The sequence below is a fragment of the Bacillus sp. FSL R5-0820 genome (assembly GCF_038593385.1).
Taxonomy (GTDB): Bacteria; Bacillota; Bacilli; order Bacillales; family Bacillaceae; genus Bacillus; species Bacillus altitudinis.
On the sequence record NZ_CP151991.1, the window covers coordinates 482,235 to 497,152 of the forward strand.

Consider the following 14,918-nt stretch of genomic DNA (forward strand, 5'->3'; position numbering starts at 1 on the left):
AATAGCAAATAAATAAAGAAAGTAAACTTTCTTTTTTCTATGACATAATGAGAAGCAATAGAGCTTCTACTTGATAAGAACGAGACGCTGTCAAAGCGAACAAACTTATTCTTTTCCTTCTGCAACCGCCCCCTATAAAAGCGGAAGAATGGAAAAAAGACGTTTTGATTTACAATTCACACTGGCACGGCTTCGGAGCCGTAAGGACGAATGAGAGGTAGGGCTTTCGTTGTCTTGTTATCCAGAACTTCCATGGCGTTTACTTTCAAACGTAGGTTCACTCGGAACACATATGACACACTGATATGATCGAATCTTAATTCATACACTCCGTGACGGAGATTAAACATTGATTATTTATTTGCATGAAAAGAGTAAGAAACGGGCTGCCATCTATTTGGCAGCCTTTTTAGGTTAAAAGCGGATACCATCCGCATGACATCCCCTTCAAAAAGATTCGCCGTCAACAATAGAACAACGAACACTCATCGACAGAAAGAGGAAATGCTTCATCATCACTCCCTTCGCCCTTTCTTCTGATACCTCCAAATCCGGCCAATAAAAAAGAACATCACCGTAAACAAAATAGAGAAGATCAACATGTCCAGCAGTGTCACGCCTCTATCTGGATGCACAACCCCAAACCAAACCCATTGAAGAACAAAAGAGATAGCAAAATAAAAGATGGATTCTTTCATGAAATTCTCCTTTTCACTTGTTTTTTTGACTGTTTAGCCACACCATCCAGATGAAAAAGGAACAAATGGCGCATGCGAGCAAAGTGACAGGCGGCAAGGTGTACCAGCTAGTCAGCCCCTTTACAAAGCACATATAAAAAAAGAAAATGGTAATAGATACGAGCACCCCTTGCTTGAACCAACGGGGAACACGCAGCCAAGCCGCTAGAATGATCGATGATAGCTTATCCATTGAGATAACATCCTTTTTTTGAATCTGATTGGATTTTATCGTAAACAATCAAATATGTAAAATATGGATTTAGAAAGTTGGAATGGTATTCTTCTAGCATGAAACATTCTCGCTGCACTGACGTATAAGAAAAAGGAACTCCATGAAAGGAAGCGATCAAGTGAAAAGAATACCAGTGATTTTCCTCAGGTATATTGTCTTCTTTATTCCAGCAATCATTCTTAGTATTTTGGTGTGGAACCATTACCAAGATGATTTATCCGCAGGGAAAGCGACGCAATATGACGTCAAACAAATATTTACATTCGATGAAGGGAAACGAGTGGTGAGTGCTGTATCAAAAAACCAGCAGCTCCATTTTGCAATGTATGATCCTCAATCAGGAAAAAGAATCAGTGAATGGATAACGGAAAGCGATACGTTTAATGAAATGCTGCCATCTATTCAAGGGAACCATCTCTTACTTGCTTTAAAAAATAAAGACGATCAGCTGTTGATCGAAAAACTGTCTCCAAGCGGAGCAAAGAAAGAACTCGTCAAGCAAAACTTACAGATTCCCTCATTTTTAAAAACGAATACATATCAATGGAATGGACGTCTCGTGTTTACAGGAGAAATGGAAGGCGCTGCTGCGGTCCTCGGTGAGCTAAAGAATGGTCAGTTTCATGTCCACAATCTCAGCGAGCTGAAGCTGCCAGCAAGACCTGTTTCCATCGATGTCGTCATGAATTCTTTTAGAGGGCAGACCCCATTCCCTATGTTTGAATTGACTTTGAAAAATGACCAGAAGGCGTATGTCAGCGGAATCTCAAACGAGAAGCATCAGCTTGGGGTCTATGTCTCCAAAAGTGCAGAACCGTTTAGCCTCATTGAAGATAAAGTCGTGCAGCAACTGAAAAAAACGATCGGATCATCACAAAACGTTGCTGTCGCTGTCGAATCCAACTATCCAAAAAGACCAAGGAAAGTGGATGCAGAGGGAAGGCTTGGGGAAGTCGTCCCAACACCAAAACCGATGTACCAAACCTTTATCTACCAGCTGAATGAAGAAGAAGTTCTTCTTTTAGGCTCTACAGCAAAGGACGAAGCACAAGGCAAGCTAACTGGTTATATTTATAATCATCGCACGAATAAGGCGACGTCTGCCAGCAAGCTGTCTCAGTCGTTGTCATATGAATCTTTACAAAAAGAAGATCTCTCTTTTCATAAAAATGTGAAGAGCGATTGGCTCTATTATTCACTTGGCAACCAATTAACGGGGGCATTTGAGGCGAAAAGCAAACAGCTAAAGGAATTTCCTTTGCAAAAGGTTATCTCAATCGAAAATGCCAGTCCAGCCCACCAAACGTCTGTTGACACCTTTATGCAATATGTCATGAAGGGCGGACCACTTATTCTCAACTGGGCGATATGGCTCTTTATCCCACTGTTGTTATTTGTGCTAGCGATCTTCCTGCCACCGATTTTGAGGCTTGTGAGAAAGAACAAGATAAAAGACAGTGTCACATTAGAAGCCAATATTGTATCAGTCAAAGAAACGGGTACCTACATCAACGAACAGCCGCTGGTCAACATGCAACTTCAATTTCAATATGATGGGAAAAATATCGAAAAGGCGGTTAAAACGGTTGTATCCTATACTCAGATACCGCAGCCGGGTCAGCGTATCGCTATTCTTTACAATCCGAAAAAGAAAAAGGCGATGCTCTTAAAAGAGGGTGACTTCTCGCAGCCAAGCGAGCCAAAGTTCATCAAAGGCGCTATTTTAAGAAACATAGAATCATATGGAACCGTAGGACGAGGCACCGTCTTATCACTTACATTTGAAGCAGATCAGAAAAGGTATACCATTCCGATGATTCAAGCCGCTGGTTTTGAATTTAGAACAGGAGAAAAAGCCGATCTCGTCGACATCAGTGGTCAGCTGAAAATGGCAGCCTATGGGCATGAAGTGCGGAATCGTTCGGGGAAAGACGTGACATTGACAGGAACGATCCAACGGGTGAAGCAATATCCAGTCACAATTCATGATCAGAAGCCTATTATGCTGGATGTGACGGTTTCTAGCGGAGATCAATCCATCACAAAAACGGTCAGCCAATTCATCCCTGATCATATGCAGGTTGCGCCAGGGACACAAATCACGATGCAGACAAAAAAAGAAGAGTTGAATAGAGAAATGGGACTCATGCAAGAGAAACAAGGAAGTGCAAAAGTGACCGAAGTGTCGTTTGTCGGGGTCATCGGCAATCTTCCGTTAGCGATCATTCAAGTCGAAAGAAATGGTGTGCAGTATGAGATCAAGCAGCCAATCGATCCAATTACTAGCGTATTGCCTGATGATGAATTATGGATAGCGTTTAACGACATGACACGTCAAGCAGCCATTGTGAAATATGCATCGATATAAAAAAGCGTTCCATTATCAGAACGCTTCAACGTAAAGACAAAGGGCTAAAACGACATTCGTTTTAGCCCTTTTGATTAAGCTTTTGTATCATACTGGCGAAGCACCTTGTCATAGGCGAAGTTGCCGAAAGGAATGAATGCCGCAAAGAATCCGGCGATGGACCATTTCAAATGCCAGCGAACTTTAAAGGTCACATATGCCAAAATGAGCATATAGATCACAAACAATGCGCCATGAAGAGAGCCCACAATGGTGACCGCCATCGGAATATCCGCAAAATATTTTAGAGGCATGGCAATTAAAAGAAGGGTTAAAAGAGACATACCCTCAATAAAACCCGCCTGTCTCAGACGGCTGATACTTGTATGCATATACAAATCCTCCTGTATAAAAGCTAGTTTCTCATCTTCTAATATAAACGAAAGATCGCCTGAACATGCGATAATCTACGAAAAATTCAAAATATGTTCATCGAATGCTTAAAAAATGGGAAATGACACGCGTTACTTTTCGGTTGTTTCAGAGAGTACTTGCTTTAAATGCGCCACATCATGTATGAGGTGGTCTGTCATCGCCTGAACGGCTGCTGCAGCCCGGCGTTCTTTTATTTGAGTGAAAATGGCCGTATGCTCTTTTTGAATCGTCTCGGCCCGAGGCCCGCCGCTAAAATGAAAGATGCGGCAATAATGAATGAGCGCATTCACGTGATTTAATTGTTTAGATAAACGGTGATTGTGACTGGCTTGTATGATTGTTTGATGAAACGCTTCGTGTAACTGAACGATATCCTGAGATGGCAGCTGCTGTTTGATTGCTTCGTCTGCCTTCGTGAGCACCTGTTCAATGTCATCTATCTCTCTATCTGTGGCTTCTTTGCAGGCAAGCTTAACGGCAAGCGTTTCTAAAGCCATTCGAACTTGATAGAGTTCCTCGACATCCCGCTCTGTTAACGTATAGACGGAATAGCCTGATTTAGGATCAGCGATTAAAAGTTCGTCCTTTTCTAAAAGCCGCATGGCTTCTCTCACTGGTGAACGGCTTACCCCAAATTGTTTGGCAAGCTGTGTTTCATTGATGCGCTCTCCTGGCTGAAACTGGCCATCAAAAATCATTTGCTTCAGCTGTTCATAAAATTGCATGTGATACGGTGCTGGTCTTTCCATCTCGAATGAATTCATCCCATCATTCCCTCTTTTGTACATCATCTTTTGTCTCATGTTATCCAAGTTCTTCCCTCTAGGCAAGCCTGCATCGAAAAGTCAATATCGTACAATCCAAGAGAAAAAGGGTGTGCTACACTAATGATCAGCTCAGTGAAAAGAGGGGATCGACATGAGAATACTAGAGGAACGAACAGTCCATTTTGACCAGGACTTGCAAATAGAGGCGTATCGCTTTCATGCCATCATCAAAAAGTTCCCAAAACATTTTCATCCATACTATGTGATTGGATTTATTGAAGGCGGTCAAAGACGTATGTTCTGCCAAAATCAAGAATACATCATTGAAAAAGGAGATATCCTTCTTTTCAATCCGTACGATAACCACGCATGTGAACAATTTGATCACATGCCGCTAGATTATCGCAGCTTAAATATTGAACCAGAGGTGCTGGAGAAGGTCTTTCAGCACAAGCCGCATTTTAAAGCCCCTGTGGTTTCACAAAGTGAACTAGCAAAGCAATTATATGATCTTCATCAAATGATCACAGAAGAAGCTCCTGCTTTGAATAAACAGGAAGCCTTTTACTTTTTGATGAAGCAGTTGATCGAAACCTATTCTGATACACCAGAGGAAAAAGCATCAGCAGCCAATGCCAATGAACAAAAAGTCCAAGACGTACAGCAATATATTGAAACACATCTCACGGAAAATATATCGTTAGATGACTTAGGTGAGCTTGTGTCCATGAACAAATATTCATTGCTGCGTGCTTTTACAAAGTTCAGAGGAATTACGCCGTATCGTTATTTACAGACAATCAGGGTGAACTATGCGAAGGAACTTCTCGCCCAAGGAATGAAGCCAATAGATGTAGCTGCTGCCGCTGGATTTTCTGATCAAAGTCATTTGACTCATTTCTTTTCGGAATTTATTGGGCTTACGCCAGGGCAGTATCAGCAAATTTTTGCAAAGCAGGTAACAGCAAAATGAAAAATAAACAGCTTCTTGGTCATCTAGCAGCCATGCTCACCATTTTTTTATGGGGATCTACCTTTATATCAACCAAAATATTATTAACGGCTTTTTCTCCAACAGAGATTTTATTTTTTCGTTTTTTCCTTGGGTACCTTGCCCTGATGATCATTTATCCAGTCACCATGAAGGTGCAGCATAGAAAGCATGAAGGGATGTTTGCGCTCGCAGGGTTATGCGGTGTGGTCTTATACTATTTTTTAGAAAATGTTGCACTTACCTATACGTTCGCTTCGAATGCAGGTGTTATCAGCTCCGTTGTCCCATTTTTCTCTTTTCTATTGTCTTATTTTTTATTAAAAGATGAGCCGCTACATAGCCGGTTTTTTATCGGCTTTTTCATTGCGATGACGGGAATTGTGCTGATTAGCTTGAACGGGATGACGACATTCCAATTGAATCCACTCGGCGATGCTTTAGCATTTATGGCTACCATTGTCTGGGCATTTTATTCCATTTTATCGAAAATGATCAATCAATATGGCTACCATATTATTCAGGTGACAAGACGTGTCTTCTTTTACGGGCTGTTATGGATGATTCCACTGATCTGGCATTTTAAGATTCGTTTAGACTGGGAGCGGTTGACGAATCCATCGTTTGCCTTCCACTTGCTGTTTTTAGGCGTCTTTGCATCTGCTATTTGTTTTCTGACATGGAGCTTTTCCGTGAAGACGATCGGTGTGGTGAAATCGAGTATCTACATTTATGGCGTTCCAATCATCACGATGGTCATTTCAATGATCGTTCTCCATGAGAGATTGACCTTCATGTCACTGCTCGGAACAGCTCTGACTTTGGGAGGATTGCTTCTTTCAGATAAAAAAGGAGCAGGTAGAAAAAAACAGTCAGTCCCATTACAGTTGCAGAACAAAAAGGCGCTTTGATCAAAAAGCGTCTTTTTGTTTATTGAAAGAACATGAACTCTTTAGTAAACTCAACTTAATCGGTCGACGGTCGACCATTCATAAGGGGGAGAATACAAATGAAACACTTTTCGATTGCGACGATACCTGGTGATGGGGTAGGAAAAGAAGTTGTACCAGAAGCAGTACGTGTTTTGAAAGCGGTATCAGAGGTGCATGGCGGTCTGACTTTTTCTTTTCAGGATTTCCCGTGGAGCTGCGAATACTATTTAGAGCATGGCGAGATGATGCCAAAGGATGGATTGGAACAACTGAAAGCCTTTGACAGTATTTTCTTAGGGGCTGTCGGTGATGCCAACTTAGTGCCTGATCATATCTCGCTTTGGGGACTGCTCATTAAAATTAGACGGGAATTTGAACAGGTGATTAACGTAAGACCGGCAAAACAGCTAAAGGGCATCCGTTCTCCGCTTGCTCAGCCAAAAGATTTCGATCTTCTAGTTGTAAGAGAAAATGGAGAAGGCGAATATAGTGAAATTGGGGGCCGGATTTATCAAGGGGAGGATCAGCTTGCGATTCAAAATGCCGTCTTCTCTAGAAAAGGGACAGAACGTGCGATGCGTTTTGCTTTTCAATTAGCAGAAAAGAGACGAAAGCATGTAACAAGTGCAACAAAGTCAAACGGCATCGTGCATACCATGCCATTTTGGGATGAAGTGTTTCAAGACGTCAAAAAGGACTACCCTAAGGTGGCGGCAGATTCTCAGCACATTGATGCGCTCTCAGCCTTCTTTGTCACAAGACCAGAGAAATTCGATGTCATCGTAGCCAGCAATTTATTTGGTGACATTTTGACGGATCTTGGTGCCGCCATAATGGGTAGTATTGGCGTCGCACCAGCAGCCAATATCAATGTAAATGGTAAATATCCATCCATGTTTGAGCCAGTACATGGATCAGCACCAGATATCGCTGGAAAAGGGATCGCAAACCCTATCGGACAAATCTGGACCGCTAAACTCATGCTTGATCATTTCGGAGAGGAAGAATTAGGCACACACCTTCTCGATACGATTGAATCTGTCACAGCAGACGGCTTTTTAACGGCAGATATCGGCGGAGCTTATCAAACACAAGAGGTCACAAACGAAATCATTAAACGATTGAAGAAATAATCCGTCATTAGAACCGCATCTCCACGTCTGCTATAATAAAAGGATGGATAGAAGAAAGAGATGTGAAATCTAGTGTCAAAAACAGTTGTATTAGCAGAGAAACCTTCGGTAGGACGTGACCTTGCACGTGTGCTGAAGTGTCATAAAAAAGGAAATGGTTTCTTAGAAGGAGATCAATACATCGTCACGTGGGCGCTTGGCCACTTGGTGACACTGGCTGATCCAGAAGGCTACGGGAAAGAATTTCAATCATGGCGTCTAGAGGATTTACCAATTATTCCAGAACCACTCAAGCTTGTCGTGATGAAAAAGACAGGGAAACAGTTTCAAGCGGTTAAAGCGCAGCTTGCGAGAAAAGATGTAAAAGACATTGTCATCGCAACAGATGCAGGACGCGAAGGGGAGCTTGTGGCAAGGTGGATTCTTGAAAAAGCCCATGTGAAAAAGCCTCTAAAACGTCTATGGATTTCGTCTGTTACAGACAAAGCCATTCAAGAAGGGTTCAAACGATTAAAAGACGGCAGAGAGTATGATAACCTGTATCGCTCGGCGGTTGCGCGTGCAGAGGCCGACTGGATTGTAGGGATCAACGCAACAAGAGCGCTGACAACGAAGTTCAATGCGCAGTTATCCTGTGGACGTGTGCAAACGCCAACGATTGCTATGATCGCCAAGCGAGAGGAAGACATTCAGCAATTCCAGCCGAAGCCGTTCTTTGGGCTGACTGCACAAGTAGACGGACTGACGCTGACTTGGCAGGATGCAAAGACAAAACAAAACCGTACATTCCAAGAGGATGTAGTGAAGGAGCGCTTGGCAGCCTGTAAAGGAAAACCTGCAGTGATTGATGCACTGAAAAAAACAGCGAAAAAATCCTTTGCTCCAGGATTATATGACCTGACAGAATTGCAGCGTGATGCCCATAAACGCTACGGTTTTTCAGCAAAAGAAACACTGTCTACACTTCAGCGTCTGTATGAACAGCATAAGCTTGTGACGTACCCGCGTACAGATTCACGTTTTATTTCGGCAGATATCGTTCCCACATTAAAAGATCGACTCAAAGGAATGAACGTTAGACCTTACGCGCAGCATGTGAATCGCATTCTACAATCAGGCATTAAAGCACATAAAGGCTTCGTCAACGATGCCAAAGTGTCAGATCACCATGCGATCATTCCAACCGAGGAAGAGCTGTATCCGGGTGCATTAAGTGATAAAGAGCGTAAATTATATGACCTCATTGCCAAACGATTCCTCGCTGTACTGATGACCCCTTTTGAATATGAGGAAACAACAGTGATCGCCAAGATCGGCAGTGAGACATTCACAGCGAAAGGAAAAATTGTGCAATCAGCCGGTTGGAAAACCGTGTACGATGATTCCTATGAAGACGAGGAATCAGCCGAAGCAGATCAGCACTTGCCGGCATTAACAGAGGGGCAGTCACTTGACGTACGCCAATTAAAAGAGACAAAAGGCGAAACGAAACCTCCTGCTCGTTTTAACGAAGCGACCCTTTTATCTGCCATGGAGAACCCGTCTGCATTTATGCAGAACAAGGAAAAGGACTTAGTGAAAACCCTTGGCGAAACGGGTGGATTGGGGACAGTGGCAACTCGAGCTGATATCATTGAGAAACTGTTTAACAGCTTCTTAATTGAGAAAAAAGGCAAAGACATCTTCATCACATCGAAAGGGAAGCAGCTGCTTTCTTTAGTACCTGAAGATTTAAAGTCACCTGCGTTAACAGCGGAATGGGAACAAAAGCTTTCTAAAATTGCGAAAGGCCAATTGAAAGCTTCTCAATTCATGAGTGAAATGAAGTCATATGCAAAACAAGCCGTATCTGAAATCAAACAAACGAACCAAACCTTTAAGCATGACAACATGACAGGCACACATTGTCCTGACTGCGGAAAACTCATGTTAAAAGTGAACGGGAAAAACGGCACCATGCTTGTTTGTCAGGATAGAGAATGCGGACATCGAAAAAATGTGGCAAAGAAAACAAATGCACGCTGCCCGAACTGTCATAAAAAGCTTGAGCTGCGCGGGGAAGGCGATGGCAAAATATTTGCCTGTGTTTGTGGTCATAGAGAGAAACTGTCTGTCTTCGAAAAACGTAAATCACAATCCAATCAAAAACGAGCCAGTAAGCACGATGTGTCTAAATATATGAAGAAACAAAAGAAAGTGGAAGAACCAATCAATAACGCACTTGCAGAACAATTGAAGAAACTAAAATTAGATCAATAGTTGTGTAAAAACCCATGTAAATTCGCATGGGTTTTTTGTTTGTTCGAGTATTTTGACATGTTGTTTTTCTGTAAATGGGAATATGTAAGCGAAAAGACTCGTAATTTGGTATAAAATATTTATTTTCATTTAAACAGAAACGCTCTATAATAAATCGTTAGATGCTTAGAGAGAACAGGGATTGAAAGGGGACACGAATGGATAAACCCATACATCGTACAGCTATCGCTATACTCATTGTCATTCTACTAGGCGGATGTACCTGGAAACAGCAGCAACATTCAGCTCAACCAGAACCTGCAAAGCCAGTATTGTCAGGAGAGTACTTTATGACTCACCACTTAATGACAAACCAAGGCATGATTCAGACCTCGCTTGCGGAACAGCCTATTTACTTATCAGAATCGCTCGGACTTTGGATGGATTATCTTGTTAGAAAAAAAGATCAAACATCTTTTGATCAACAGGTAGACGTCCTGCGCACTCAATTCTTACTGGAACATGATCTTCTTAGCTGGCAAATCGAATCTCATCAAAAAAGCAAAGTCAATGCTTTAGTTGATGACTTACGTGTAGTAACAGCGCTTCAAAAAGCAGATCAATTGTGGCAGAAGTCAGTGTATCAAACCACAGCCAAAAAAATCGCAAAAGCGTTAAAAGACAAAAACATGTTCAAGGGTATGTTGACCGACTATTATGATGCATCGACAAAGCAAACTTCACATACAATCACACTTTCATATCTTGACCCAAAAGCAATCAAAGAACTAGTATCCCTCCACCTATTCACAGAACAAATGATGAACAACCAATTGGCCATTCTAAAAAATGCACCGAGACAAAAAGGGTTTTTTCCAAAATCCTATGACATAGCGAAGAAAGTCTACTCATTTGATCAGGAAATCAACTTGATCGACCAGCTTTATACGGCTCTTTATGCTGAACGTGCACAGGTTGATACATCAGTCATCATGAAATGGCTGAAAACCAACTTCCAAAAGGAAGGAAAACTGTACGGACGATATAAGCTGAGCACATTGCAGCCAGCAGTGACGTATGAATCGCCTTCAGTCTATGCACTGGTGATCTTATATGCACTCAAACAAGGAGAAGATGATTTTGCAAAAGACGTCTATCACCGAATGAAAGAGCTGCAAATCCAAGATCCTCTCAAGCCTTATTACGGAGGCTATATGAACGAAAAAGATACACACTCATTTGATAATTTATTGCCTCTAATTGCAGAAAGGGAGCTTCTAAATGAAAAGGTTATTCAGTAACACCTATCGCACGTATTATACGCTGCTCCTCACGTTTGCGGGACTCATTTTATTTATGGGCTACTTGAATGGACGTGATGCGGAGAGTGTCATGATCATCACACTCACATTTGTCGTGATAGGATGCGGCATTTTATTTGGTATTTTGCCAGCATTGGTTTTTACTTTGTTGATTTTGTTCTTTATAGGAAGCGGGATGTTCTTTACAGAGCTTGGTCACACAAATTCCCTCTTTTCTCATCAAACCTTGCAAGATGTCGTGATATGGGGCGTGGCGCTTCTCTTTTTTGCTATTTCTGCTGGAAACGTACATGAGCGAATAAAAACGATGCGTCACACCATTGACCAACAAAAGAGGGCCATCAAACAATTTGTAGCGATTGACTCAACCACAGGATTTGACAATGCAGAGCGGATGAGACTCGAGTTGTCTGAGGAAATGAAACGAGCAGAACGATACAAACAGCCATTCGTCTTTATCCTTCTTCATATGCACTACTCAGCTGAATTCAAAACATTATATGGAGAAAAAGAAATGCAGCATCTTTTCCAGCAACTCAGTATGAAGATACGCGAAAGTGTGAGAGAAACGGATAAGAAATTTCGATTATCCGAAGAACGAATCGGGCTGCTGCTCACTCACACACCTGCAGAAAACGTCTCGATCGTTCTTGAAAAGCTAAAGGATAAACTGCAAACGCATGTCCTGCTAAATGGTCGTGAAGTGACCTTAACCTTTCATGTCTGTCATTTAACAAGCAGCTCGGACTATCGGACACCAGAGCAATTTTTAGAAGAACTAGAAAACGAGATGATGATGAATGAACTTTAATGTTTTGACGAAATGTTGTTTGTTAATCGTTCTTTTCTCTATGCTTTCGATCAAAGACAATTCATCAGCCGGTGCACTTGAGAAAGAGTCCAGGACCCTCATCGTCTATTCCACACAATCGGGTGAGGCAACGCCAACTGTTCATATGCTTGATGTACTTGTGGGGCATTTTTCCACACGAACAACCATTTTATCTGATGAACAAATCACTGAAAAGAACCTCAATAACTTTCAGCAAGTTATCTATATAGGTGAAGAAAAGAAAACGTTGAAAGCACAAACCGTACGTCTCATAAACGAATCAAAACGCTTAATTGCAATAGGACACAATGCGGAACAGCTTCGCCCATTCTCCAAGCTTACTTTTCACAAACAAGATCACATCAGTCAAATCAAAGATACTGATGATCAAGAATACCGTCAGCTAGAGAGAGGAATCACAGCTCAGACGGTTCAAGGGACAGATCTGCAACGTACATTCTTATTGAAGAAAAATCAAGCTGAACAGCCATTTGTGATTCAAACAAAAGAAGGTGCGGCATATGTCGGAATGCTAAATATGTTTCAGCACGACAAGCTACTTGCAGAGGTGCTTGAAAGTCTCCTGCCGGCTTCTAGTCAGACGAAGACAAAGTACTTACAGCTTGGGAAGATTAACCCCGTCACGGATGAGAAGAAGTTACTTGAACTTGGGCGATACGTAACAGCTCGCCATATCCCTTTTCTGCTGGCGGTGACCCCTATATGGATTGATCCAGCAACAGGGGATGAAGTGACGCTGAGTGACCGACCTAAACTTGTCCACGTGTTAAAACAATTGCAAAGCAATGGAGCTAGTGTCGTTCTTCATGGGTTTAGCCGTACGTATCGAACGGAGGAGTCGGGTAAAGGCTTTGAATTTTGGGATGTAAAGTACGATCAGCCCGTTACGTCAAATGAACCAGAGAAAGCTGATCAGCAGCTGAACAAAAGCTTTTTTCCGAATGAAAAAGATTTTAATGCGTATATCACATCCAATCAACATCAAGAAGCCATCTATACAGAAGAAAAGCTGACAAAAGGCATTGAACTGCTCACGCAGCAGGGGTTATATCCACTTGCATTTGAAGTGCCGAATGACGCCATATCCCTGCAAGGCTATGAAGTGATTTCCCGCCATGTGTCCAGTCTATTTGGACAGGTGCAGCTCTCAGACCGTACATGGAAAACAAAAAGTGCATCACCGTTTTTGTCGACACCCGCCATGCTTCATGGCATGACTTTATATCCTGAACAGTCTATAGATACAGCGTCTGACCAAGAAGGTGCAAACATACTGGCTGAGCAGACAATTCAATCCATGCAGCATATCCAATCCGCCGCCATTGGGCTGTCCTATGATGTGGAAGCGGGGATAGATGGGCTGCAAGAGTTAATTACACAAATGGATGCGATCCCTTCTAGTGAATGGCTAGATTTAAAGAAAACAAAACAGACTGTTGAAACCCCGCATGTCCAGATCAAAACAACAGGAAATGGACATATTCAAATAGAGCAATCCAATATAGCTGAACCAAAAACAAACAAACGAAGCGGGATGGAAAATATGCTTCGAATGCTCACAATGGTGGTGCTGCTCTTTATTGTGGCATTTGCTTTTTACACATTGTATTTAAGGCTGACGATGAAAAAACGGATCTTTAAGGAGAGAAAATCAGGTGGCTGATATCTTATTTTACCTATCATTAATACTGATTTGGATCATGCTCCTATATCATATGTTTCTGATGCAGGGAGGCTTTCAGCACTATTTAACTTACGAAAAAGTGCTGCCTAAATGGACGAAACAAGGGAAAGATCTGCCGACCGTCAGCATTCTCATTCCAGCACATAATGAAGAAGTGGTCATTCGGCAGACGCTAAAAGCCATGGTCCAGTTATCCTATCCCAAACACCTTCTTGAAATCATTGTGATTAATGACAATTCCTCTGATTGTACAGGGGAGATTGTGCAATCATTTAGTGAGCAATACGATCATGTCCATCTGATTGAAACAAAGCCGCCATTTGCAGGGAAGGGGAAATCTACTGCACTGAATGAAGGCTTGAAGGCTTCGACAGGAGACGTTATTTGTGTATACGATGCAGATAATATGCCTGAAAAGAAAGCCGTCTACCATTTGGTTCTTGGATTATTGAATGATCCTAAAGCAGGTGCTGTTGTCGGGAAATTCAGGGTCATCAATGCAGCCAAAAATCTCCTGACAAAATTCATTAACATAGAAACGATCTGCTTCCAGTGGATGGCGCAAGGCGGGAGATGGAAATGGTTTGGCATTGCGACAATACCAGGCACCAACTTTGCGATCCGTCGGCACATTTTAGAAGAGCTTGGCGGCTGGGATGTCCATGCACTAGCTGAAGACACTGAATTAACGATTCGTGTGTATAACCTGGGCTATGTGATTCGGTTCTTTCCTGCTGCGATTACATGGGAACAAGAGCCTGAAACATGGAAAGTCTGGTGGCGGCAACGAACACGCTGGGCTAGAGGCAACCAATATGTTGTGCTCAAATTTTTAAGACAGTTTATGAAATTAAAACGAAAACGAATGATTTTCGATTTATTTTATTTTTTCTTTACGTATTTCTTATTTTTCTTTGGTGTACTGCTCTCCAACGGCATTTTTATCGTAAACTTATTCGTTGATCTTCACTTATCTGTGGGAGCTGTGGCACTCATCCTATGGGGGTTAGCCTTCTTCCTCTTTTTAACAGAAGTGATGATTACGTTAAGCATAGAGAAAACAGAGCTGACCAAACAAAACATTCTCATTGTGATTCTCATGTACTTTACCTATTCCCAAGTATGGATTGCGCTTGTTGTGTACTCCTTATGTGTAGAGGCGAAAAGCCGATTATTGAAACAAGAAGTGAAATGGTACAAAACCGAGCGTTACAATCAACAACAAAAGAAAAGCGGGTGACATA

Annotated in this window: 13 protein-coding genes; 9 read left to right on the forward strand and 4 right to left on the reverse strand. The window is 42.1% G+C overall.

Annotation, left to right across the window (positions count from 1 at the left end; translation table 11 throughout):
• Window positions 1–515 precede the first annotated feature (515 nt).
• Together NST15_RS02345 and NST15_RS02350 are read right to left on the reverse strand one after the other, a co-directional pair.
• A complete protein-coding gene (locus NST15_RS02345; RefSeq protein WP_041091160.1) occupies window positions 516–698 on the reverse strand; it encodes a hypothetical protein in 183 nt (60 codons plus the stop codon).
• 13 nt (window positions 699–711) lie between these two features.
• On the reverse strand, window positions 712–930 hold the full coding sequence (locus NST15_RS02350; RefSeq protein WP_024720228.1) for a hypothetical protein: 219 nt from the start codon (window positions 928–930) through the stop codon (window positions 712–714).
• A gap of 160 nt (window positions 931–1,090) precedes the next feature.
• On the opposite strand from NST15_RS02350, the gene NST15_RS02355 reads away from it, so the two are divergent.
• A complete protein-coding gene (locus NST15_RS02355; RefSeq protein ID WP_342498814.1) occupies window positions 1,091–3,340 on the forward strand; it encodes a hypothetical protein in 2,250 nt (749 codons plus the stop codon).
• A 74-nt stretch (window positions 3,341–3,414) separates the two neighbouring features.
• On the opposite strand, the gene NST15_RS02360 is transcribed toward NST15_RS02355, so the two are convergent.
• Window positions 3,415–3,711, reverse strand: a complete 297-nt coding sequence (locus NST15_RS02360; RefSeq protein ID WP_008347156.1) for a DUF3817 domain-containing protein — start codon at window positions 3,709–3,711, stop codon at window positions 3,415–3,417.
• Window positions 3,712–3,843: 132 nt separating this feature from the next.
• Window positions 3,844–4,518, reverse strand: a complete 675-nt coding sequence (locus NST15_RS02365; RefSeq protein ID WP_342498815.1) for a GntR family transcriptional regulator — start codon at window positions 4,516–4,518, stop codon at window positions 3,844–3,846.
• A 154-nt stretch (window positions 4,519–4,672) separates the two neighbouring features.
• Between NST15_RS02365 and NST15_RS02370 the strand changes: the two genes are divergently transcribed.
• The 8 genes from NST15_RS02370 (at window position 4,673) to NST15_RS02405 (ending at window position 14,914) form a co-directional block, all read left to right on the forward strand.
• Window positions 4,673–5,494, forward strand: coding sequence for an AraC family transcriptional regulator (locus NST15_RS02370; RefSeq protein ID WP_046342692.1), 822 nt, complete (start codon window positions 4,673–4,675; stop codon window positions 5,492–5,494).
• Window positions 5,491–6,423, forward strand: coding sequence for a DMT family transporter (locus NST15_RS02375; protein WP_008347149.1), 933 nt, complete (start codon window positions 5,491–5,493; stop codon window positions 6,421–6,423). The genes NST15_RS02370 and NST15_RS02375 overlap by 4 nt, the downstream gene beginning before the upstream one ends.
• Window positions 6,424–6,521: 98 nt before the next feature.
• Window positions 6,522–7,577 carry a tartrate dehydrogenase gene (locus NST15_RS02380; protein ID WP_342498816.1) on the forward strand — a complete coding sequence of 352 codons (1,056 nt, stop codon included), beginning with the start codon at window positions 6,522–6,524 and terminating at the stop codon, window positions 7,575–7,577.
• Between the two features lie 72 nt (window positions 7,578–7,649).
• Window positions 7,650–9,836: a DNA topoisomerase III gene (locus NST15_RS02385; protein ID WP_017366641.1), complete on the forward strand. Its 2,187-nt coding sequence runs from the start codon at window positions 7,650–7,652 to the stop codon at window positions 9,834–9,836.
• A 197-nt stretch (window positions 9,837–10,033) separates the two neighbouring features.
• On the forward strand, window positions 10,034–11,116 hold the full coding sequence (locus tag NST15_RS02390; protein WP_017366642.1) for a glycosyl hydrolase family 8: 1,083 nt from the start codon (window positions 10,034–10,036) through the stop codon (window positions 11,114–11,116).
• Window positions 11,097–11,948, forward strand: a complete 852-nt coding sequence (locus NST15_RS02395) for a GGDEF domain-containing protein (RefSeq protein WP_046527399.1) — start codon at window positions 11,097–11,099, stop codon at window positions 11,946–11,948. The genes NST15_RS02390 and NST15_RS02395 overlap by 20 nt, the downstream gene beginning before the upstream one ends.
• Window positions 11,938–13,653: a DUF2334 domain-containing protein gene (locus NST15_RS02400; RefSeq protein ID WP_342498817.1), complete on the forward strand. Its 1,716-nt coding sequence runs from the start codon at window positions 11,938–11,940 to the stop codon at window positions 13,651–13,653. The genes NST15_RS02395 and NST15_RS02400 overlap by 11 nt, the downstream gene beginning before the upstream one ends.
• A complete protein-coding gene (locus NST15_RS02405; protein WP_065459886.1) occupies window positions 13,646–14,914 on the forward strand; it encodes a glycosyltransferase family 2 protein in 1,269 nt (422 codons plus the stop codon). Before NST15_RS02400 ends, NST15_RS02405 begins: the two co-directional genes overlap by 8 nt.
• Window positions 14,915–14,918: the final 4 nt, after the last annotated feature.

Coding starts and splice junctions, on each gene's coding strand:
- NST15_RS02380 (WP_342498816.1), top strand. CDS start 6,522: ATGAAACACTTTTCGATTGCGACGATACCTGGTGATGGGGTAGGAAAA.
- NST15_RS02375 (WP_008347149.1), top strand. CDS start 5,491: ATGAAAAATAAACAGCTTCTTGGTCATCTAGCAGCCATGCTCACCATT.
- NST15_RS02390 (WP_017366642.1), top strand. CDS start 10,034: ATGGATAAACCCATACATCGTACAGCTATCGCTATACTCATTGTCATT.
- NST15_RS02365 (WP_342498815.1), bottom strand. CDS start 4,518: ATGAATTCATTCGAGATGGAAAGACCAGCACCGTATCACATGCAATTT.
- NST15_RS02370 (WP_046342692.1), top strand. CDS start 4,673: ATGAGAATACTAGAGGAACGAACAGTCCATTTTGACCAGGACTTGCAA.
- NST15_RS02395 (WP_046527399.1), top strand. CDS start 11,097: ATGAAAAGGTTATTCAGTAACACCTATCGCACGTATTATACGCTGCTC.
- NST15_RS02350 (WP_024720228.1), bottom strand. CDS start 930: ATGGATAAGCTATCATCGATCATTCTAGCGGCTTGGCTGCGTGTTCCC.
- NST15_RS02345 (WP_041091160.1), bottom strand. CDS start 698: ATGAAAGAATCCATCTTTTATTTTGCTATCTCTTTTGTTCTTCAATGG.
- NST15_RS02360 (WP_008347156.1), bottom strand. CDS start 3,711: ATGCATACAAGTATCAGCCGTCTGAGACAGGCGGGTTTTATTGAGGGT.
- NST15_RS02400 (WP_342498817.1), top strand. CDS start 11,938: ATGAACTTTAATGTTTTGACGAAATGTTGTTTGTTAATCGTTCTTTTC.